The 20,527-nt window shown below is 62.5% G+C and carries 18 protein-coding genes; 6 read left to right on the plus strand and 12 right to left on the minus strand.

Annotation, left to right across the window (positions count from 1 at the left end; translation table 11 throughout):
* Positions 1-6: 6 nt before the first annotated feature.
* Together B5P46_RS29000 and B5P46_RS29005 are read left to right on the plus strand one after the other, a co-directional pair.
* On the plus strand, positions 7-1,494 hold the full coding sequence (locus B5P46_RS29000) for an NAD-dependent succinate-semialdehyde dehydrogenase (protein ID WP_129421746.1): 1,488 nt from the start codon (positions 7-9) through the stop codon (positions 1,492-1,494).
* Positions 1,495-1,505: 11 nt separating this feature from the next.
* Positions 1,506-2,357 carry an alpha/beta hydrolase gene (locus tag B5P46_RS29005; RefSeq protein ID WP_129421747.1) on the plus strand — a complete coding sequence of 284 codons (852 nt, stop codon included), beginning with the start codon at positions 1,506-1,508 and terminating at the stop codon, positions 2,355-2,357.
* Between the two features lie 104 nt (positions 2,358-2,461).
* Here B5P46_RS29005 and B5P46_RS29010 read toward each other — a convergent pair whose 3' ends face one another.
* Positions 2,462-3,787, minus strand: a complete 1,326-nt coding sequence (locus tag B5P46_RS29010; protein WP_129421748.1) for an NAD(P)/FAD-dependent oxidoreductase — start codon at positions 3,785-3,787, stop codon at positions 2,462-2,464.
* A 233-nt stretch (positions 3,788-4,020) separates the two neighbouring features.
* Between B5P46_RS29010 and B5P46_RS29015 the strand changes: the two genes are divergently transcribed.
* Positions 4,021-4,497, plus strand: a complete 477-nt coding sequence (locus B5P46_RS29015; RefSeq protein WP_025397104.1) for an Lrp/AsnC family transcriptional regulator — start codon at positions 4,021-4,023, stop codon at positions 4,495-4,497.
* 338 nt (positions 4,498-4,835) lie between these two features.
* On the opposite strand, the gene B5P46_RS29020 is transcribed toward B5P46_RS29015, so the two are convergent.
* The 11 genes from B5P46_RS29020 to B5P46_RS29070 form a co-directional block, all read right to left on the minus strand.
* Entirely contained in the window at positions 4,836-6,491 is a 1,656-nt protein-coding gene (locus B5P46_RS29020; RefSeq protein WP_129421749.1) for an ABC transporter ATP-binding protein, read from the minus strand.
* Complete coding sequence (locus B5P46_RS29025; protein WP_129421750.1) at positions 6,488-7,354, minus strand: ABC transporter permease; 867 nt, start codon at positions 7,352-7,354, stop codon at positions 6,488-6,490. The genes B5P46_RS29020 and B5P46_RS29025 overlap by 4 nt, the downstream gene beginning before the upstream one ends.
* On the minus strand, positions 7,351-8,301 hold the full coding sequence (locus B5P46_RS29030; RefSeq protein ID WP_028742929.1) for an ABC transporter permease: 951 nt from the start codon (positions 8,299-8,301) through the stop codon (positions 7,351-7,353). The genes B5P46_RS29025 and B5P46_RS29030 overlap by 4 nt, the downstream gene beginning before the upstream one ends.
* Before the next feature lie 90 nt (positions 8,302-8,391).
* Positions 8,392-10,002 carry an ABC transporter substrate-binding protein gene (locus B5P46_RS29035; RefSeq protein ID WP_129421751.1) on the minus strand — a complete coding sequence of 537 codons (1,611 nt, stop codon included), beginning with the start codon at positions 10,000-10,002 and terminating at the stop codon, positions 8,392-8,394.
* Between the two features lie 63 nt (positions 10,003-10,065).
* Complete coding sequence (locus B5P46_RS29040; protein WP_129421752.1) at positions 10,066-10,773, minus strand: HAD-IA family hydrolase; 708 nt, start codon at positions 10,771-10,773, stop codon at positions 10,066-10,068.
* A 223-nt stretch (positions 10,774-10,996) separates the two neighbouring features.
* On the minus strand, positions 10,997-12,373 hold the full coding sequence (locus B5P46_RS29045) for an aspartate aminotransferase family protein (RefSeq protein WP_129421753.1): 1,377 nt from the start codon (positions 12,371-12,373) through the stop codon (positions 10,997-10,999).
* A 13-nt stretch (positions 12,374-12,386) separates the two neighbouring features.
* Positions 12,387-13,223, minus strand: coding sequence for a GNAT family N-acetyltransferase (locus tag B5P46_RS29050; protein ID WP_164986571.1), 837 nt, complete (start codon positions 13,221-13,223; stop codon positions 12,387-12,389).
* Positions 13,224-13,378: 155 nt separating this feature from the next.
* A complete protein-coding gene (gene otnK / locus B5P46_RS29055; RefSeq protein WP_129421755.1) occupies positions 13,379-14,659 on the minus strand; it encodes a 3-oxo-tetronate kinase in 1,281 nt (426 codons plus the stop codon).
* A gap of 3 nt (positions 14,660-14,662) precedes the next feature.
* Positions 14,663-15,439: a 2-oxo-tetronate isomerase gene (gene otnI, locus B5P46_RS29060; protein ID WP_129421756.1), complete on the minus strand. Its 777-nt coding sequence runs from the start codon at positions 15,437-15,439 to the stop codon at positions 14,663-14,665.
* 14 nt (positions 15,440-15,453) lie between these two features.
* On the minus strand, positions 15,454-16,398 hold the full coding sequence (gene ltnD, locus B5P46_RS29065; RefSeq protein WP_129421757.1) for an L-threonate dehydrogenase: 945 nt from the start codon (positions 16,396-16,398) through the stop codon (positions 15,454-15,456).
* A 69-nt stretch (positions 16,399-16,467) separates the two neighbouring features.
* Positions 16,468-17,784 (minus strand): MFS transporter, encoded by a 1,317-nt coding sequence (locus B5P46_RS29070; RefSeq protein WP_129421758.1) that lies wholly within the window; start codon positions 17,782-17,784, stop codon positions 16,468-16,470.
* Between the two features lie 200 nt (positions 17,785-17,984).
* On the opposite strand from B5P46_RS29070, the gene B5P46_RS29075 reads away from it, so the two are divergent.
* The 3 genes from B5P46_RS29075 (at position 17,985) to B5P46_RS29085 (ending at position 20,514) form a co-directional block, all read left to right on the plus strand.
* The gene (locus B5P46_RS29075) at positions 17,985-18,983 is read left to right on the plus strand and encodes a LacI family DNA-binding transcriptional regulator (RefSeq protein WP_129421857.1); all 999 of its coding nucleotides are present in this window, start codon (positions 17,985-17,987) and stop codon (positions 18,981-18,983) included.
* A gap of 16 nt (positions 18,984-18,999) precedes the next feature.
* Entirely contained in the window at positions 19,000-19,674 is a 675-nt protein-coding gene (locus tag B5P46_RS29080; protein ID WP_129421759.1) for an aldolase, read from the plus strand.
* Between the two features lie 171 nt (positions 19,675-19,845).
* Positions 19,846-20,514 carry a haloacid dehalogenase type II gene (locus B5P46_RS29085; protein WP_018072931.1) on the plus strand — a complete coding sequence of 223 codons (669 nt, stop codon included), beginning with the start codon at positions 19,846-19,848 and terminating at the stop codon, positions 20,512-20,514.
* The last annotated feature ends 13 nt before the right edge of the window (positions 20,515-20,527 follow it).

Raw genomic sequence — 20,527 nt, forward strand, 5'->3', positions numbered from 1 at the left:
AACATCATGAACGTCAACCAGCATTCTTCGCATCCTGACCACGATCGCTTCGGGCTCAGCGCGTTCTCCGACGGCCTCTATATTGGCGGCGCCTGGCGGCCTGCGGCGGGCGAGGGCCGGATCGAGGTGATCGACCCCTCGACTGAGGCGGTCATTGCCTCTGTGCCCGATGCCACGGTCGCGGATGCCGCGGCGGCCGTGGAGGCTGCCGCAAGTGCGGCGGAAGGCTGGCGCGAGATGCCGCCGAGAAAGCGTTCCGAGATCCTGCGCCGCTGCTTTGAACTTATGGTGGAGCGTTCCGAAACGCTCGCTGGGCTCATTTCGCTCGAGAACGGGAAGGCGTTGCGCGACGCGCGCGGCGAGGTCGCCTATGCAGCAGAGTTCTTTCGGTGGAATGCCGAGGAGGCGGTGCGCATCTCCGGTGAGTTCGGCCTTGCCCCGGCCGGTGCCAACCGCATCGTCGTCGATTACCAGCCTATCGGCATCTGCGTTCTCATCACACCGTGGAATTTCCCGGCTGCGATGGCGACCCGCAAGATCGCGCCTGCCCTTGCCGCAGGCTGCACCGTCATCCTGAAGCCGGCGAGCGAGACGCCGCTGACGGCCTATGCGCTTGCGGCTCTCTACGAGGAGGCAGGCGTGCCGCCGGGCGTCGTGAACGTGATGACAACATCGACGCCGGGGCCCGTCATCGCCGCCATGCTGACCGACCCGCGCGTGCGAAAACTCTCCTTCACAGGCTCGACGGGCGTCGGCCGCACGCTTCTGGCGGAAGCGGCGAAAAATGTCATCTCCTGTTCCATGGAACTCGGCGGCAACGCGCCGTTCATCGTTTTCGACGATGCGGACATCGACGCGGCGATCGAGGGTCTGATGGTCGCGAAAATGCGCAATGCGGGTGAGGCCTGCACGGCTGCAAACCGCATTTATGTCCAGTCCGGTATCCACGATTCCTTCGCCGAAAAATTTACCCAACGCATGGCCGCCCTCAGGGTCGGCCCGGGTGTGGATCTGGATACCGAGTGCGGTCCGATGATCACACGCAAGGCGGTGGAGAAGATCGAGCGCCTTGTTGCTGACGCCATTTCGCGCGGCGCGCGCGCGCTCTGCGGCGGACGAACATTGGCAGGGCGCGGCTTTTTCTATCCGCCGACGGTGCTCGTCGATGTTTCTCCGGCCTCCGACATGGGCTGCGAGGAGATTTTCGGTCCCGTCGCGCCGCTCTACCGTTTCGAGAGCGAGGCGGAGGTCATCGCTGCCGCCAACGATACGGAATATGGCCTCGCCGCCTACATCTATACCCGCGACATCGGCCGCGGCATGCGGGTCGCCTCCAAGGTCGAGGCTGGAATGATCGCGCTTAATCGTGGACTGGTCTCCGATCCCGCCGCCCCCTTTGGCGGCGTGAAGCAGAGCGGCCTTGGACGTGAAGGAGGGCAGCACCACGGTATCGCGGAGTTCATGGAAGCCAAGTACATTGCCACAAGTTTCTGAGGGAGGAACTTGTGGCCGCCGATCCGTTCCGCATTCGTGACCATGTCGCAGATTTCGACGAGATCGTTGGCGATATCCGTGCTCGCAGCCTTGCAACGCGGCGCACTGTCGCCATGGAGGCCAACATCGCCTACGGGACTGCGCCGGGCGAGACGCTCGATATCTTCCTGCCAAAGAGTGCCGGCTCGGACATGCCGATCCACATGTTCATCCATGGTGGTTATTGGCGGATGTTTTCCAAGGAGGACTATTCCTGCGTCGCTGAGACCATCACCGGCGCTGGCGCGGTCGCAGCCATCGTCGATTATTCGTTGATGCCCATGGCGAGAATGGACGTCCTGGTTGGTCAGGCCCTGAAGGCCAAGGCTTTCCTGCTGGCGCATGCCGATCGTTTTGGCGCCACACCAAAGCGGTTCTCGGTCAGCGGCCACTCCGCAGGTGCACATCTTGCAACCTTTCTCTTCCATCGCTCGCAAGTGCCTTCGGGCGTCGTTGCTGCTTTCCTGCTTGGCGGGCTATATGATCTCGAACCCCTGCAGAGGTCCTTCCTGCGTGACGAGATCGCCTTGAGCGACGAGGAGGTGCGACGGTTTACGCCCATGCGTCACGAGCACGATCCTGCAACACGTGTCGCTGTCATGACCGGCGAACTGGAAACCGGTCCATTCAAAATCCAGGCGAATGCTTTCAGGGACATTCTTGTCGCCCAAGGGCTTGACGTGCGGGCATCGCAGATCGCAGAGGGCAATCACATGAGCACAGTACGCGATCTCGCCGTCCTCGGAACACCTGTGGCGGCAGCATTGCACGCCTTGATTGCCAATCATGCCGGTGAGGAACCGAAGCGATCACTCTTCCTCTGATCGCCGATTTGCGTGATCGTGGCAATGTGATGCATCAGCTCCTGTGGCGGGTACCAAGCCGTGCCGATCCGCGTTGCCGACATTGCGCAAAGGCCGACTGCTCCCTAGAAATCAGCCACTTTGCCCCAGGCGGATGTCCCGAAGCGCTCGGGGTGGTAGGGCCTCGGATCAACGATCGGCTCATCGCCCGTGACGATATCGGCGATCAGATGACCGGCGCCCGGCCCGATGCCGAAACCGTGACCGCTGAAGCCGGCAGCAAGGATGAAACCCGGCAAGGTGGCAATCTCGCCGATCCCCGGCACACCGTCGGGCGTGCTGTCGATATAGCCCGCCCAGGTCGCACTGATGGCGGTCTTCTTCAAGGCAGGCAGAAGCTCGAGTGCCCGCGCATGGGTGAGGGCAATAGTGGCCTCATCGACCGTCGGGTCGAGGATGCGCATGCGCTCCATCGGCGTCGGCCTGTCGAGCCGCCAGCGGGCCAGAGATTCGTGACCCGAGCGAAAGCCCTCCAACCCGCCGGGTGCGAGACTGCGCCAGCGCCGGGCGAACATCGGCAGGAACTGCCGCGCGAAGCGGAACTGCTGTGGCGTCGGATCGACGCGGGCGCGGCCGCTGATCGCCAGCGTGTGGCCGCCATCGCGGCGTCGCGTCACCGAAACGGCTGACGTATGCAGCGCATCCGGCAGGCTGCTTGCGCCCGGAGATACGGAGAGGATCGAGGAGCGTATCGAGGCTTGCGGAAATCGAATGCCGAGCTGGCGGCAGAAGGAGGAGGCCCAGGCGCCACCGGCCAGAACCGCGATTTTCGTGCGGATCGTGCCATGCTCCGTGACGACGCCCGAGAGCCGGCCGCCTTCGACGTCGAGGCCGCGAGCAGCACAGGATTGATGCACCGTGCCGCCGAGTTTCAGGATCGCACGTGCAACGGCCGGCGCAGCGCTCGCCGGATCGGCGGTGCCGTCGGTCGGCGAAAACACCCCGCCTTTCCATGAAGCGCCGGTGGCACGCCCGCGTTCGGTCGCCTCGGCGCTGCTCAGCATATGCGTCGTGACGCCGACCGAGCGGGCGAAATCGCGCCAGCGTGCCCAGCCGGACAGTTCCTCGTCGCTATTGCTGAGATAGAAGAGGCCGCAACGACGGAAGCCCGTATCCTCCCCGGTCTCAGTTGCGAAGCGCTCCCACAGGTCGAGGCTCTTCGTCGACATCGGCAGCTCACGAGCGTCGCGGTTCTGCTGGCGGCACCAGCCCCAGTTGCGGCTCGATTGCTCGGCGCCGATAAGGCCCTTCTCGAGGAGAGCGACCTTCAATCCGCGCCGGGTGAGATAATAGGCCGCAAAAACGCCGACGATGCCGCCGCCGATGACCACGGCATCAGCGATGGAAGGCAGTTCTGGCGTGGTGTCGACGCGATTGAGCGGTGCAGGCATGGGAGAGTCTCCGTTTTAACGCTAGTGTAACGGATCCGACGCCACGGCTTTGCCGGAGATCGGTTCGTGGCAGCAGAAGATTCCGTGTTGGGAGGATGCCAGCAGCCGTTTGTGCTTCGGCCTGTCTCGCAACGCGATCGACACGCCAACGTCATGTGCTAAGGTTGGTGTCTGGAACAAGCAGCATAATCTGCTGCGTCATTGGCGATCTCCAGCAAGTGAGGGCGTGTGAGATGAAACTCGACCGGATCGACGTAAAAATCCTTTACGAACTGCAGAAGAATGGCCGCGTCACCAATGTGGAGCTCGCCGAACTGGTAAATCTGTCGCCTAGCCCCTGCCTGATGCGGGTGAAGAAGCTGCAGTCGGAAGGCTACATCGAAGGTTACTCGGCCCAGATCAACGTCAGCAAACTGGGGCAGACGCTGACGGTGTTCACCGAGATCACCCTGAAGAACCACCGGCAGATCGACTTCGCCCGCTTTTTGGCGGCGATCGAGAAGGTCGACCAGGTGATCGAATGCCATCTGGTTTCGGGGGGCTACGATTATCTGCTGAAATTCGTCACCGCCGGGATCGACGAATACCAGACGATCATGGAGCGGCTTACCGACCTCGACGTCGGCATCGACAAGTATTTCAGCTTCGTCGTCCTGAAATCGCCGATCATCAAAGCCCACATGCCGCTAACCACCTTGTTTCCGCATTAGCCGGCGAGAGGACCGCAGCCGGGGGCGCTCAAACCCAAGATTTCGGGCTTCCAGACTGACCTCATCCCGTTGCCTTTCCCCGATCCAATCGGTCCTCCGCAGATGCCGATTCTCTGTCGCAGGTTGTTCTCCCCATAACTATAAGTTCCATACTGGTTGGAAGGACTTGCGACAGAATTTCGGGCTTGCTTTCCAAAGCCATGTTCGCTGCCACTTGCTGGCCTCTTGCCGTGAAGCTCAGGCTTTTCAACATGACCTGCCCGGGTGGGCGCTGAGTCCGGCAAGCGTCTCGCTTTTGGCTCCGAGGAGGGCAGCGCGATAACACCTTGAATCGGCACTCAGTGCCGGCAATAGGCCCGCACCAGTTCCAGATCCTGCTGGAGCCCGTCGAGCCAGGCCGGATCGAGCGTCGGCACCGACGAGAAGAGCAGTTGCGAATAGGGGTGTTGCGGCGCCTTCACTGTCGAGGACGTGATTTCCTCGACCTTCCGGCCTCCATACATCACGACGATCTCATCACAGATCGCCTCCACCACCGAGAGGTCGTGGCTGATGAAGATGTAGGAGAGGCCGAGTTCGCGCTGCAATTCCTTGAGCAGGTCGATGACCGCGGCGGCGACCACCGTGTCGAGCGCCGAGGTGATCTCGTCGCAGAGGATCAGCTTCGGATCGGCGGCGAGCGCCCTGGCGAAGTTGACACGCTGCTTCTGCCCACCCGAGAGTTCGCCCGGCCGGCGATGGCGCAGGTTGCGGGGCAGGCGTACCATGTCGAGCAGTTGATCGATCCGGGCGTTCCGGGCCTTTCGATCCATGGCGTGGTAAAAGACCAAAGGTCTGTCGAGTATGTCCTCGACCGATTTTGCCGGGTTGAGGGCGGTATCGGCATATTGGAAGACGATCTGCATCTCGCGCAGCTCATCACGTGAACGCCCGCGCGCGTTGCGATTCAGTTCCGTGCCGTCGAAGACGATCTTGCCGACCGCGGCCGGCAGGATGCCGGCGATGGTGCGGGCGAGCGTCGACTTGCCGCAACCGGATTCGCCGATAATGCCGAGATTGCGGCCTTTTTCCACCTTCAGGCTCACGTGCTCGACCGCGCGAACGAGCGGCAAACCATCAGCCTGGCGCTGCCCATAGCCCGCGACAAGATCTTCGATGCTCAGCAGCGGAGCCGTCGAAGGTTCGGCCGGGCCTGCCGCGCCGCGCGGCTTCGGCTCGAAGGCAGCGAGCAGCTCCCTGGTATAGGGGTGCTTGGCATTGTTGAGGATTTCGTCGGTGGTGCCGGTTTCCTGGGTCTCCCCGCCTTTCAGGACGACGATGCGGTCGGCGATCTGGGCGACGACGGCAAGGTCGTGCGAGACATAAACGCCTGCTATGCCGCCCTTTTTCATGACCGATTTGAAAGCCCGCAGCACTTCGATCTGGGTCGTGACGTCGAGCGCCGTCGTCGGCTCGTCGAAGATGACGAGGGTCGGGTCGCCGATCAGCGCCATGGCGGCCGCCAGACGCTGCAGCTGGCCGCCGGAAACCTGGTGCGGATAACGGCTGCCGATCGTCTCGGGGTCCGGCAGGGACAGCGCCCGGAAGAGCTCGACGGCCCGGGCGCGCGCCTCGTCCGGCGACATCAGCTGATGAATGCGGGTGACTTCGATCACCTGGTCCATGATCGACGTGGCCGGGTTGAAGGCGGCAGCCGCCGATTGCGGCACATAGGCGACTTCGGTGCCGCGCACCTTGGCGCGCTGCTTTTCGCTGAGCGTGACCATGTCCTTGCCGCCGACCGAAACGCTGCCGCCGGAGATGCGACAGCCCGCACGGGTATGGCCCATGAGGGTCAGGGCGATGGTTGTCTTGCCCGAGCCGCTCTCGCCGATCAGCGCGACGATCTCGCCCTCGGCAACATCGAGGCTGACACCCTTGATGATTTCGACACGCCGGCCGGAATCGGTAGTGGCTTCGACCTTCAGGTCACGGATTTCGATGAAATTGCTCATGACGTGCTCCGGTCGCGGATTTTCTGCGGCAAGTTGTCGATCAGCAGGTTGACGCTGATCGTCAGGCTGGCGATGGCAAGCGAGGGAAACATCACCGCCGGCGCACCGAATGGCAGGCCACCGATATTTTCGCGCACCAGCGCACCCCAATCGGCATAGGGCGGCTGGACGCCAAGGCCGAGGAAGGAAAGCCCGGATAGGAGGAGAACGATGAAGACGAAGCGGATGCCGAGATCGGCAAGCACCGGTCCGACGATGTTGGGCAGGATTTCCGAGCGAATGAGATAGAGGGTGCTTTCGCCGCGGATGCGCGCGACCGTGATGAAATCCATCGCATTGATGTTGACGGCGAGCGCCCGGGCGAAGCGGTAAGCGCCTGGGATGTAGATCACCGACAGCGTCATGATCAGCACCGGGACCGAGGAGCCGACGGCAGCGACGACGACCAGGCCGAACAGCTTGCTCGGGATGGAGTTGAGCGCGTCGAGGAAGCGGCTGAGGATCGTGTCTAGCCAGCCGCCGGCGACCGCTGCGATCATGCCGAGCACCACGCCGCTGAAGCAGGCGATCGTGACCGCCGCCAGCGAGATGCCGACCGTGTAGCGTGCGCCCATCAGAATCCGCGAGAGCATGTCGCGGCCGAGATAATCGGAGCCGAACCAGAGTTCCCGGCTCATCGGGCCGAAATAGTCGAGATCGATAATCTCACCGACGGGGTAGGGAATGACCCATGGCGCGAAGATCGCGACGAGCGCCCATAAGAGGATCACAGTGAAGCCGATCGCGCCGACGATGTTGAAGCGATAGCCAAACCGGGTTCCCGACAGCCGGCCGGAGGTGGTTTCGGAACTGGTCATGGTCATCGGAGCCTCGGATTGGAAAGGATGGCAATGATATCGGCGATGGTGATCAGCAGCAGATAGCCCAGGCAGAAAATCATCGCGCAGCTCTGGATCAGCGGCAGGTCGCGGGTGGCGACGGCATCCAGCATCAGCTTGGCGATACCGGGATAGTTGAAAATGGTCTCGACGATGATGACGCCTCCGAGCAGATAGGACAGCGAAAGCGCGACGGCATTGACGATCGGGCCGAGCGCATTCGGCAGTGCATGGCGAAAGACGATGCGCGGCCGGGAGGCGCCCTTGAGTAATGCCATCTCGACATAGGGTGTGTTGAGCGTCTCGATGACAGCCGCGCGCGTCATGCGGATCATCTGGGCCGAGACGACGAAGGTGAGGGTGATCACCGGCATGGCATAGACGCGCAACAGGTCGGTCAGACTGTGGACTTCATTGGCGAAAGACAGCGCCGGCAGCCATTTCAGATAGACGGCGAAGATGAGTGCTGCGGAGGTCGCGACCATGAACTCCGGCACGGAGATGACGCCGATGGTGATCACGGTGACGATCCGGTCGTAGAGGGTCCCGCGCAGCATCGCTGCGGTGATCCCGAGCGTCAGCGCAATCGGCACGGAGAACAGCGCGGTGACGCCGGCAAGTTTCAGCGTATTGACGAAGCGGCCGGCAATGAGAGCGGCGATCGGCATTTCGTTGGCATAGGACGTGCCGAGGTCGCCTTGCAGCAGCCCGACTAACCAGCGCAGGAAACGAAAGAGCGCCGGTTCGTCGAGATGCATGGCCTTGCGCAGGCCTTCGACGGCTTCCGGCGTGGCGGCTTGGCCGAGCAGGATCGTCGCCGTATCTCCGGGCAATAGCGTTGTTGCGAAGAAGACGGCGAAGGAGACGATCACCAGAGTGATCACCGCGACGAACAATCTGCTCAGTACAAGGGATAAGACCTGGCGGTTCACGGGCGTCTTCCCTTTTGCGTTCGAGTTGAGTTCCACCAATGCAGATGGAAGAACCGGGGCGCGGCTGCAGCCCCGGTCTCCTTTGCGCTATCAGGCTTCAAGCCAGACATATTCCGCGAAGGCGTATCCCATCTGGCCGCCAAGCGGGTTGGCCTCCAGGCCCTTGAGCTTGGCAGTCGTGGCATCGACGTTCGAGATATAGGCCGGAATGATAGTGCCGGCTTCCTGGGCGACCATGCCCTGCATCTCGTTATAGATCGTCTTGCGCTTGTCTTGATCGAGAGAGCCGCGCGCCTCGATCAGCATCTTGTCGAACTTCCCCGACTTGTAGTGGCTTTCGTTCCACGGAGCGTCCGAGGTGTAGAGCAGGGAGAAGAGGATATCGGGGGTCGGCCGCGGGTTGATATTGCCGAAGTGGATCGGCGCCTTGAGCCAGTAATTGTCCCAATAACCATCAGATGGCACTCGCTGCACATCGAGCTTCATGCCGATTTCGGCGCCGGCCGCCTGGATGATCATGGCCATGTCGATCGACGAGCTCGCCGCATCGGAAGCGATGATCGGAATGGATTGGCCAAGCACGCCGGCCTTTTCGAAGTGGAACTTCGCCTTCTCAGGATCAAAGGCTCGCGCTTTCAGCTCTGCGTCATGATAGAAGTTCGCCGGCGAAACGGGTTGATCGTTGCCGACTTCACCGAGACCGCGCAGCGCCGATTTGACGATCTGTTCGCGGTTGACGAGATACTTCATGCCCTCGATGAAGTCCCGCTTGTTGCCGGGCTCCATATCCAGTCGCATGTTGAGATTGGTATAGTTGCCGGACGTGGTCTTCGACAAGGTGAAGCCGTCGCCCTGGGCCTCGACGAGGCGCATAGAGCGCGGATTGATCGTGGCTGCGAGATGGATGTCGCCCGCAAGCAGTGCGTTTACACGGGCATTGTCGTCGCTGATGGCGAAATATTCGAAGGAATCGACGTTCGGGCCGGATTTCCAGTAATTCTTGTTCTTGATCCCGACCGACCGGACGCCCGGCTCGAAGACTTCCTTGACGAAAGCGCCGGTGCCGTTGGCTTTGGTGAAATCGGTCGTGCCGTCGGCGACGATCATGAAATGATGCATCGACAGAATGGTCGGCAGGTCGGCATTCGGGCTGGCGAGCGTGATCTCGACGGTTTGCTTGTCGACCGCCTTGAAGCCGGTCATCTGGGCGGCGATCTTGGCGACCTTCGAGCCGACGGCCGGGTCGAGATGGCGTTTCAGCGAGAAAACCACGTCATCGGCGGTCAGCGGCTTGCCGTCATGGAAAGTAACGCCGTTCTTCAGCTTGACCGTCCAGGTCTTCGCATCCTTGGACTCGATCGCTTCGGCAAGCTCCATCTGCGGCGTGCCTGATTTGTCGAGGAAGGTAAGGCGGTTATAGAAGGAGCAGCACCGGACATAGTCGGTGGAGAGCGACGCCTTGGCGGGGTCGAGCGTATCGGCTGTGGAGGACGACCAGCCGGCCGCCTTGAGCGAGCCGCCGGAAACGGGCGTAGCGGCGAGCGCCTCGCCGGCGCGGCCAAGCACGAGCCCGCCAGCTGATATGGCCACGCCGCCCGCAAGCATCATATGCAGCAACTCGCGACGAGTGGCGCCACGACGGATGGCGCTTTCGACCATGGCGTCGTCGGATCTGGTCCAATTGGTGATCTTGTCGTTCATCTCATTCCCCTTTTCTTGTGTGGCGGGCTGCCCGTTGCGGGCAGGCCCGATCTGCTTTCAAAGTCAGGCGCGCGCGGCGGCATCGGCAAGGCCGGCCATGGAGGTGAAATGGTAATCGGGTTTGGTGAATTCGGCCGGTTCGATCGTGCCGCCGTAACCCTTCTCGGCATGTCGCCGTTCGATCCAGCAATTGGTCAGCCCGAGTTTCCTGGAAATCCCGATATCGTGGTACTGGCTCTGGGCGACATGCAGGATGTCGTCCTTCGAATGTCCTTCCGAGGCGACGTAGTCGAATACCTTCTCGAAGAAGGCGGGATCGGGTTTCTCGGTGCCGGTATCATCCGCGGTGAAGGCGGCATAAAAGGGATTGCCGAGTTCCTTCTCGAAGAAATCGAAGGCCCAGCGGCGGGCATTGGTCATCGCCACGAGGCGGTAATCCTTCGCAAGACTTGCCAGCGCCGCGGCGCTGTCTGCAAAACCCTTCCAGCTCTTCGCCGAGTCCCGCAGCCGTTCGCCATATTTTTGCTCAGTGGGCAGGCCGAGCTTCGGCGCGATCGCAAGGTAGACGCGCACGAGGTCGTCCGGAAAGAGATCGGCATCCTTGGAGTAGCGGGCTGCGCGGTAGAGGCTAAGCGCTTGCTCGCCGTCGACTGTGCGTCCTGCCTCGGCCGCGATTTCGGCGAAGCAGGTCTTGAGGCCGCCCTCGAAGTCGATAAGCGTACCGACGACGTCGAAGGTCATGTATTTGAATTCCGAAAGGCTCTTGCTCACGCGAATTCCCCAGTGTTCGGCTCCGATGGGAGCTCGGCTTCTCGAAGAAGAAAATTCTGTTCCGCTGGCGGGGTCATTGTCCCGCTCTTGTATGGGAAGGCCCGCATCTGCCGGGATCCAGGCCTTTCGTTGACTTCAGTTTGTCACCTGCACTGCGCCGGATTCGCCGAATAGGCGGCATGAGGCGGCACAAAATACCGAATCTGGCCGTTTCCCGATATTCTCAGGCCTGCAGCGCCCGACGCACATCCGGGTCCTCCAGCGTCTCATCCAACGTGATGCGGGTGCGCTCGACGATCGCGTCGATCTCCGTTTCGGTGCAGCAGAGCGGCGGAGCATAGCCGAGCACACCATTGCCGAACGCGCGGATGACGAGGCCGTTTTCCCAGGCGCGATCGAAGATGCGGCGGGCGGGTTCGGCGGATGCCGGCAACGGCGTTTTGTTCACCTTGTCGACCACCAGCTCGACGGCGGCCAGCATGCCGCGGCCGCGGACATCGCCGACGAGCGGATGATCCCTCAGCGACCCCAGGCCCTGCATCAGCCGCGCACCGGCCCTGACGCCGTTTTCGAGAAGGCCGTTTTCGTAGAGCTTCAGGACTTCGAGGCCGACCGCGGCGCTGACAGGATGGGCCGAATAGGTATAGCCATGGCCGACGGCGGCAGCACCGGCGCCCTCGGCAATCGTTTCATAGACGTGATCGGCCATCAAGACGGCGCCCATGGGGACGTAGCCGGAGGTCAGGCCCTTAGCGGTCGTCATGAAATCGGGCACGACTTCATCCTCGCTACAGGCAAATAGCGGGCCGGTGCGGCCAAAACCGGTGATCACCTCGTCCGCGACGAATAGGATGTCGTGTGCGCGACAGAATTCGCGCATGGCTTTCATCCAGCCTTTCGGCGGCACCAGAACGCCGCCCGAGCCCTGGATCGGCTCGACGTAGAAAGCGGCAACGCGTTCCGGCCCGATCGCCTCGACCTTGCTTTTCAGCGCCGCAAGCGAGGCGTCGATGATCGCCTGCGGATTATCGCCCACCGGGTTGCGATAGGCATAGTGAGACGGAATCTTATGCTGCCAATCGAAGGGAACGCCGAAGCCGGCATGGAAGGCAGGCAGCGCTGTCAAACCCGCACCGACCGTCGACGAACCGTGATAGCCCTGTTCGACCGAGATGAACTGATCGCGCTGAGGCTGTCCACGGGCATGCCAGTAGTAGCGGATGAAGCGGACCGTGCTGTCCACCGCGTCGGAGCCGCCGAGCGTGAAATAGACATGGTTGAGATCGCCCGGCGCGCGGTCGGCGAGTTCGCCGGCAAGCCGGATCGCGGGCTCGGAGCCGAGGCCGAAATAGGCCGTCGCATAGGGAAGCTCGCGCATCTGTCGGGCCGCCGCCTCGACGATGCTTTCGTGGCCGTAACCGGCATTGACGCACCAGAGGCCGGCGAAACCGTCGATCAACTGCTTGCCGGAGGCGTCGGTGACCGTCGCACCCTTGGCCGAGGCCAGCACGCGCACGCCGAGCTTTTCATGGCCGCGGTAGGAGGCGACCGGATGGATGAGGTGGGCGCGATCGAGTTCGATGAGGGAATTGCTGTACATGGAGATCTCCGGATCAGCCGAGTGCCTGGCTGGCGAGGGCAAAGGTGGTGACGGCCGGGTCGGCGGCGTGGTGGACGAACGGCTTTTTCATCGTGATCCCACCGCCGACATGGGCGAGCCCCTGTTCGGCGAGCCACGGGGAAAGCCCGGTCTCGGCCGTGGTATCGACCCTGAGGAACCGTCCGGGCCGTCTGGCGATGAAATGTTCGATGAGCATCCGGGCCTGCCCGAGGTCGGCGGCCACGACGGGTCCGATCACCTCGCCGCGGCCGAAGGGACGCAGGCATGCGAAGCCGGAAATACCGCCGTCGCGGCGAATGACGGCGAATGCGCCGATCCTGGCGAGATAGGAGAGCAGTCCTTCGCGGTCGGCGCCGAAGGCAAGTCGGTCGAGCCCCGCGATACCAGCGCGATCGGCATCGGTGGCGGCTTCCGTTTCCGCCGGCGCGGCGATGTCTCCAGCAAGGCCCTGGTGCTGCAGCACGGTTCCCGTCTCGCGGAAGCCAAGCTTTTGGTAGAGCGGCAGACCTTCCGTCGTCGCCACCAGCCTCAGCGGCCGGTCTCCTGCGGTGAGCAATGCGGCGTCCATTAGCTTGCGGCCGAGGCCCCTGCCGCGCATCGTCTCGTCGACGATGACCATGTTGATCGTCGCACAATCTCCCTTGTAAGGCGTGACGAGGACGGTGCCGACGACCCTGCCGTCCTCGACCGCAACCATCCCTTCGCTCAAGGCGAGCGCCAACTGCCAGTCTTCCGTCCGATGCGGCCAGCCCGCCTGTCGGGAGAGCGCGACGGCGGCTTCCAGATGGTCGGGGCCGAACGGGACGATTTCGATCTGACTTGCTTGCATGGGGGCGTCCTTCATATCGTACCCGCCAGTCTGCCGGAGCGCCGGCGGGCAGATCGTCTGAAGGCCATGGTTCAAGCAGTATCTTATGGCTTTGCCACCATCGGCCGCCGCATCTTATGCTAGAACCGATCGATATCGATGCTATCCGGGTTCTGTCAGCGCATCATCGCCAGCGCTGCCGTAAAGAAATCTTCGCCTCCGAAGTTTCCGGATTTCAACGCCAGAAGCATATCGCCCTGGGCATTGCCGATCGTGCGCAGCACCGGCACGCCGGGCGCAATCTCCGGGCCGATCAGAAATGCCGGAATGGCGAGCCTGTCGACTGCCGCGCCCGAGGTTTCGCCGCCTGCGACCACCAGGCGCCGGACGCCTCTCTCCACCAGTTCGGCGGCGATTATCGACGTCGCGGTCTCGATCGCATGGCCGGAGGCCTCGCGTCCATAGAGCGATTGCAGCCGGGACACGGTTTCAGGCGCAGCGCTTGCGGCGACCACGACGGGGCCGGCGGAAATGCGGTCTCCGGCCCAGGAAATCGCCGTGGCGATCTCATCCGGACCAGCAAGCAGCCGCTCCGGATCGAGCCGCAGGACCGGCATCGACCGTTCGGCGACGTCGAGCTGATGGAGCGTCGCCTTGGAGCAACTGCCGGCAACGATCGCTGAAAGTCCGCCCACGGGGCGAATGGCGTCCGCCGTTGTCGCGCCGCCGGAAGATATCCGGCCGGAGCGGACGAGCGCACGGGCAAGGCCGAGGCCGAGGCCGGACGCACCGGTGGACACCGGCGTTTCGAGAGCGACCTCGCCGAGCGTTTCAAGATCGTGTTCGAAAATCGCATCGGCGATAACAGCAGTGACGCCTGCGGTGCGAAAGGAATCGAGCCTCATTTTGACGGCGCCGGGTCCGGCGGCGATGGTCGTCAGATCGATCAGTCCGACGGCATTGCGCGACTGGCGGGTCAGAACCCGCACGAGATTGGCGTCATGCATCGGATTAAGGGGGTGGTCCTTGAGCGGGCTTTCGTTCAACGGCTGGCCGCCGACGAAAAGATGACCGAGATAGACGGTACGTCCCGTTTCCGGAAAGGCGGGTGTCACCAGCACGACGTCGCCGCCGGCCGCCTCGCTCAATGCCTCGGTGACCGGACCGATATTGCCGGCATCGGTGGAATCGAAGGTCGAGCAGATCTTGTAAAGCACATGGCCGGCGCCGCGCTGGCGCAGCCATTGCTCGGCGCTCGCCGCCGCCGCCACGGCGTCCGAGGCCGGGACGGAGCGGATCTTCAGGGAAATGACCACGGCGTCGACATCCGGCAGGGCGAGCGACGGATCAGGGATGCCGACCGTCTGCACCGTGCGCAGGCCGTTCTTTGTCAGCGTGTTGGCGAGGTCGGAGGCGCCGGTATAGTCGTCGGCGATTGATCCGAGCAAAATAGCCATCGTCTAGCTCCGTGCAAAAGGTTTGAACCAGCCAAGACCGTCCAATGTGTTGCCGCGCGGGATATATTCGCAGCCGATGAAACCGTCATAACCCAGACGGTCGATTTCACCGAACAGATAGGGATAGTTCAGCTCCTCCCCATCCGGCTCGTTGCGTGACGGCACGCTGGCGATCTGGATATGGCCGGTGATCGGCAGCAGGCGTCGCAACGCCATAGTGACGTCGCCATGGATGATCTGACGGTGATAGATGTCGAACTGCAGCTTCAGGTTCGGCAGACCGCATTCGGCGATCAGCCGCTCGGCGGCGCCGAAGTCGTTGAGGAAATATCCCGGCATGTTTCGCCCGTTGATCGGCTCGAGCAGCAGGTCGATGCCCTTTTCCGCAAGCCGTCCGGCAGTATAGGTGACGGAGCGCCGATAAGACGAGGCGGCGTCTTCGTCATGAGGGTCGGCGATGCCTGCCATCAGGTGCAACCGCCTGACGCCCGTCGCCGCCGCATAGTCCAGTGCCCGCTCGACATCCGCTTTCAGCGCATCGAACCGTCCAGGGAGGGCAGCTATGCCACGTTCGCCTGCTGCCCAGTCGCCCGGCGGCAGGTTGAACAAGGCCTGTTGCAGATTGTTGCGGGCAAGCCGTTCGGCGATCGCCTCCGGCGGGGCTTCATAGGGGAAGAGGTATTCGACGGCGGCAAAGCCGGCATCGGCTGCGGCGTCGAAGCGGTCGAGGAAGGCCCATTCGTTGAACATCATCGTCAGGTTGGCGGCGAAAACCGGCATGTCTAGGGTTCCTTTTACAGACTCTGCGGCTCTTTGGTGGAGCTGGGCAATTCAGCGCCGGAAAGCTTGGCATAGAGCCGCGCCAGCGAGGAATCGTCGTCGCGGCCCATGCCGGCGCCTGCAGCGGCCAGATACATCTGCAGGGCGGCTGCCGCGAGCGGTACTGGATAACGCTCGGAGCGGGCCATGTCCTGGACGATACCGAGATCCTTGACGAAAATCTCGATACTGCTGAGCGGCGTATAGTCTCCGGCCAGCACATGCGGCACGCGGTTTTCGAACATCCACGAATTGCCGGCCGAAGCGGTGATCACCTCATAGACCTTGTCGAGGTCGAGGCCCTGCTTGGCGGCAAGGGTTATGGCCTCACAGGCGGCCGCGATGTGCACGCCCGCGAGAAGCTGATTGATCATCTTGAAGGCAGCACCTTTTCCGGCCTCGTCGCCAAGCTCGTAGACCTTGCCGGCCATGGCGTCGAGACCCGGGCGCGCCGTGTCGAAGGCCTGTCTGGAGCCGGACGCCATGATCGTCAGTTCGCCACGCGCCGCCTTGGTCGCGCCGCCTGAAATCGGCGCGTCGAGATAATGCAGGCCAAGAGCTTCCACCCGCTGCGCCAGATCGCGTGCGACCGCGGGATCCATAGTGGCCGACGAGACGAATACGGCGCCGGGCTTCATCGCATTTGCGACGCCTTGAGGCCCGAACAGCACGGCCTCGGTCTGCGCGCCGTTGACGACCACGGAGACGACGATGTCGGCGTCCTTTGCCGCAGCGGCAGGGGTCGCCGCGCCACGTCCGCCGTCGGCGATGAAGCGGTCCACCGCCGCCGGCGTGATGTCATATCCAACGACGTCGAGACCTGCGCGCTTCATCGACTGGGCCATTCCAAGCCCCATGGAGCCAAGACCGATGACGGCTGCGACAACGGCCGAGCCCGAGTTTTCAGCAAGCGGTGGCATGAGGAGGTTCTCCAGTCTTGTGAGGAAAGGTCTGCGCCCCTCCGGGTATCATCCCGGAGGGGCTGTAGCTCAGCGATTGACGCTTTTCGCCGGAACCGTCAACACGGCCATCGAACCAATGATTAACGCAGCCGCCAGCAGATACATGCCGGCGCTGTTGGTGCCGGTGAAGTCTTTGAGATAGCCTACCAGAAACGGCCCGAGAAACCCGGCGAGATTGCCGACCGAGTTGATCCAGGCAATGCCGGCCGCAGCGCCCGTGCCGGCGAGAAACGCCGTCGGAAGCGACCAGAACAGCGGCGCGCAACTGATGGCGCCGGCGGCAGCCAGCGAGAGGCAGACAATCGAGACCGTCGTGCTCGTCGCCATGGTCGCCGCGACGAAACCACCGGCGGCGATGAAGGCCGGGACGACGAGGTGCCAGCGGCGTTCGCGCAGCCTGTCGGCGGAACGTCCGAGCGCCAGCATCACGACGAATGTGCAGATATAGGGGATCGCGGAAATCAGGCCGATATTGAGGTTTCCGTTGACGCCCGAGGCCTTGACGATGGTCGGCATCCAGAAATTCAGGCCATATTGCCCGAGCACGAAGCAGAAATAGATCAGGCACATCAGCCAGACGCGGCGGTCGGTCAGCGTTGCGCCGATGCTGTGTGGGCTTGCTGTCTTGGCCCGGTTCTCCGCCTCGATATTGGCCGTCAGCACGCGCTTTTCCTCATCGTTCAGCCATTTCGCGCCCTGGATCGTATCATCAAGGTAGAAGAACGTCGCAACGCCGAAAAGAATAGCCGGAATGGCTTCGATCAGGAACATCCACTGCCAGCCGGAAAGTCCGTGCGTGCCGTGAAAACTATCCATCAGGAGACCCGAAAGCGGATTGCCGAAAATGGCGGATATCGGGATCGCCGACATGAAGGTGGTGATGATCCTGGCGCGGCGATGGGCCGGATACCAGGCGGTCAGATAGAGAATGATGCCGGGGAAAAATCCGGCTTCGGCAACGCCGAGCAGGAAACGCAGGATATAGAAGACGGTTTCCGACGAGGTGAACATGAAGGCGGCGGAAATGATGCCCCAGGTGAGCATGATGCGGGCGATCCACACCCGCGCGCCAACCTTGTTCATGATGATGTTGCTAGGCACTTCAAACAGAAAATAGCCGATGAAGAAAATGCCCGCGCCGATGCCATAGGCGGCTTCCGAGAGGCCGAGCTCGCTCGACATCTGCAGCTTGGCGAAGCCGACATTGACGCGGTCGAGATAGGCGACGACGTAGCACAACATCAAGAAGGGTACGATGCGCCAGAATACCTTGCCATAGGCACGGTCTTCCGCGGGTTCAGCGGTATATGCGCCAGCGACTGGCGCCTGCGTCTGCAGCGTCATGATTTTCTCCTCCGATTGTTGCCGCGGTCTCCTGTCGATCCTCGCGCGGCACGCCGCGCCATTTTTGGCAGCGCTGCCATTTTTATTAGTCCATTTTGGCAGCGCTGCCAACCGCAAATTGGTAGCGCTGCCAAAAAACCCTTGCTTCTTGGCGGGAGCGGTGAAAAATGGTGAAGGAAAAGCTGGGTTCAAACGTAACGATGGAATTCAAACATCAACCGACGGCAACGCTTGCCGAGGTCGCGGAAGCGGCCGGTGTTGGCGAGAGCACGGTGTCGCGCGTGTTGCGCAACCACGGTTCGTTTTCCGGCAAGACGCGCGAGCGGGTGATGGCCGCCGTCGAGCGGCTGGGCTATGTGCCGAACCGGATTGCGGGAACGCTGGCCTCCACCGGTTCGCGTCTTGTCGCCTTCGTCATTCCGTCGCTCTCCAACATCGTCTTTCCCGATGTGCTGCGCGGCGCCGGTGCCGTTCTGGAAGAAAACCGGTATCAGGCGGTTTTCTCCGTGACCGATTATGATCCGGGCAAGGAGGAAGCGCTCGCCGCCGCGATGCTTGCCTGGCGGCCGGCGGCGGTCATGCTGGCGGGATGCGAGCATACCGAGGGCACGGTGAAGATGCTGCGCGCCAGCGGGTGCCGGGTCGTCGAACTGCTCGATCTGGACGGCGATGCTCTCGATATCGCGGTCGGTTTCTCGAACCGCGCGGCCGGGCGGGAGAGCGCTGCCTTCCTGCTGAAGCGGGGCTATCGCCGGATTGGCTATGTCGGTCACGACCTGAACCGCGATACCCGTGCCGGCAAGCGGTTTTCCAGCTTTTGCGAAACGCTCGATGCGCATGACGCCCCGCTCGTCGCCCGCGAAATTCTCCCAGGCGCTTCGTCCGTGGAAAATGGCAGGTTGGGGCTGGAGCGGCTGCTTGCCCGGACGACCGATCTCGATGCGGTTTATTTCTCCAACGATGACATGGCGCTGGGCGGCTATTTTCACTGTCTGGCCGAGGGGATCTCGATCCCGTCGAAGCTCGCCATTTTCGGCTATAACGGCCTCGATATCGGCCGGGCAACCCCACAACCCTTGTCGACCATCCGAACGCCGCGCGTGGCGACCGGGGAGATAGCCGCGCAGCTGGTCGTCGCCAACGCGCCGGCGCAAGCCGTCGATCTCGGCTTTGAACTGATCGAAGGGGCAACCGCCTAATATTGGAGGAACTGTCATGTCCGACGCGCGCCTGCGTGAGGAAATCTGCCGATACGGCCGTTCGCTGTTCGAGCGCGGGCTGACGCCCGGTTCGTCGGGCAACATATCGTTCCGGCTGGAGGATGGCGGCTGGCTGGTCACGCCGACCAACGCCTCGCTCGGCTTTCTCGACCCGGCACGGATCTCCAGGCTCGATGCCGAAGGCAGGCTCCTGTCCGGCGACAAGCCGACCAAGGAAATTCCGCTGCACACTGCCCTTTACGATACGCGCGGCAGCGCCCGCGCCATCGTCCATCTTCACTCCACCCACGCGGTGGCACTGACCATGCTGCCGGAGATCGATCCGCGCGCCGCCCTGCCGCCGATGACGCCATATTATCTGATGCGCGCCGGCGAAACCGCGCTGGTGCCTTATTATCGTCCCGGCGATCCGGGGGTGGCCGACGCCATCCGCGGGCTGGCGGGCAAGTATTCGTCGGTGCTGCTGGCCAATCACGGACCTGTTGTCGCCGGCGACAGCCTGGAGGCGGCGGTCTTTGCGACCGAGGAACTGGAGGAAACGGCGAAGCTCTATCTGCTGTTGCGCAACCTCAATCCCCGGTTCCTCAGTCCGGCGCAGGTGGCCGATCTCGTCAACACCTTCGGTCTCGACCTTCCGTCGCATCACGATCACGATCACGAAGGCGATTGAAGGCTTGACTCCGCCGGCCGTTGACCGCGGGCAAGCGCGCAACCTTCTGCCAAACCCTGCTTTCGATACGATAGATTCTGCTTCCGATGCCGGTAATTCAGGCGAGCGGCGAGTGAAGCGGTGCCTATGATTGTGACACGTCCCCAGTTCCGATCGCTCAAGGATACTCAAATGACGACGTTCCGTCCGAAATACATCACCTTCGACTGCTACGGCACGCTGACCAACTTTCAGATGGCGGAGGCGGCACGCGATCTCTACGGCGAAGAGCTCGACGAGCCACGCATGGCGGAGTTCATCAAGAATTTCGCTGCCTATCGCCTCGACGAGATCATGGGCGACTGGAAACCCTATGCCGAGGTGGTGCACAATTCGCTCGAGCGGACATGCAAGCGCAACGGCGTGACATTTCGCGACGAAGCCGCCCGGATGATCTATGAGCGGGTTCCGACCTGGGGGCCGCATTCGGATGTCCCGGCCGGTCTCGCCAAGGTCGCCAAGGAAATCCCTTTGGTCATCCTCTCCAACGCCATGAATTCGCAGATCATGTCGAACGTCGAAAAACTGGGCGCGCCCTTCCATGCGGTCTATACCGCCGAGCAGGCGCAGTCCTATAAGCCACGCTTCAAGGGCTTTGAATATATGCTCGATATGCTGGGTTGCGGACCGGAAGACGTGCTGCATTGCTCGTCCTCCTTCCGCTACGACCTGATGTCGGCCCACGACCTCGGCATCAAGAACAAGGTTTGGGTCAATCGCGGCCATGAGCCTGCCAATCCCTATTACGGCTATGTCGAAATCCCTGACATCTCGGGCCTGCCTGGCGTCGTCGGGCTCTGACGGAGACACGCGG

The sequence above is a fragment of the Rhizobium leguminosarum genome (assembly GCF_004123835.1).
GTDB lineage: Bacteria > Pseudomonadota > Alphaproteobacteria > Rhizobiales > Rhizobiaceae > Rhizobium > Rhizobium leguminosarum_M.

Coding starts and splice junctions, on each gene's coding strand:
- B5P46_RS29025 (WP_129421750.1), bottom strand. CDS start 7,354: ATGACCATGACCAGTTCCGAAACCACCTCCGGCCGGCTGTCGGGAACC.
- B5P46_RS29050 (WP_164986571.1), bottom strand. CDS start 13,223: ATGCAAGCAAGTCAGATCGAAATCGTCCCGTTCGGCCCCGACCATCTG.
- otnI (WP_129421756.1), bottom strand. CDS start 15,439: ATGCCGGTTTTCGCCGCCAACCTGACGATGATGTTCAACGAATGGGCC.
- otnK (WP_129421755.1), bottom strand. CDS start 14,659: ATGGCTATTTTGCTCGGATCAATCGCCGACGACTATACCGGCGCCTCC.
- B5P46_RS29035 (WP_129421751.1), bottom strand. CDS start 10,002: ATGAACGACAAGATCACCAATTGGACCAGATCCGACGACGCCATGGTC.
- B5P46_RS29020 (WP_129421749.1), bottom strand. CDS start 6,491: ATGAGCAATTTCATCGAAATCCGTGACCTGAAGGTCGAAGCCACTACC.
- B5P46_RS29080 (WP_129421759.1), top strand. CDS start 19,000: ATGTCCGACGCGCGCCTGCGTGAGGAAATCTGCCGATACGGCCGTTCG.
- B5P46_RS29045 (WP_129421753.1), bottom strand. CDS start 12,373: ATGTACAGCAATTCCCTCATCGAACTCGATCGCGCCCACCTCATCCAT.
- B5P46_RS29075 (WP_129421857.1), top strand. CDS start 17,985: ATGGAATTCAAACATCAACCGACGGCAACGCTTGCCGAGGTCGCGGAA.
- B5P46_RS29015 (WP_025397104.1), top strand. CDS start 4,021: ATGAAACTCGACCGGATCGACGTAAAAATCCTTTACGAACTGCAGAAG.
- B5P46_RS29000 (WP_129421746.1), top strand. CDS start 7: ATGAACGTCAACCAGCATTCTTCGCATCCTGACCACGATCGCTTCGGG.
- B5P46_RS29085 (WP_018072931.1), top strand. CDS start 19,846: ATGACGACGTTCCGTCCGAAATACATCACCTTCGACTGCTACGGCACG.
- B5P46_RS29070 (WP_129421758.1), bottom strand. CDS start 17,784: ATGACGCTGCAGACGCAGGCGCCAGTCGCTGGCGCATATACCGCTGAA.
- ltnD (WP_129421757.1), bottom strand. CDS start 16,398: ATGCCACCGCTTGCTGAAAACTCGGGCTCGGCCGTTGTCGCAGCCGTC.
- B5P46_RS29010 (WP_129421748.1), bottom strand. CDS start 3,787: ATGCCTGCACCGCTCAATCGCGTCGACACCACGCCAGAACTGCCTTCC.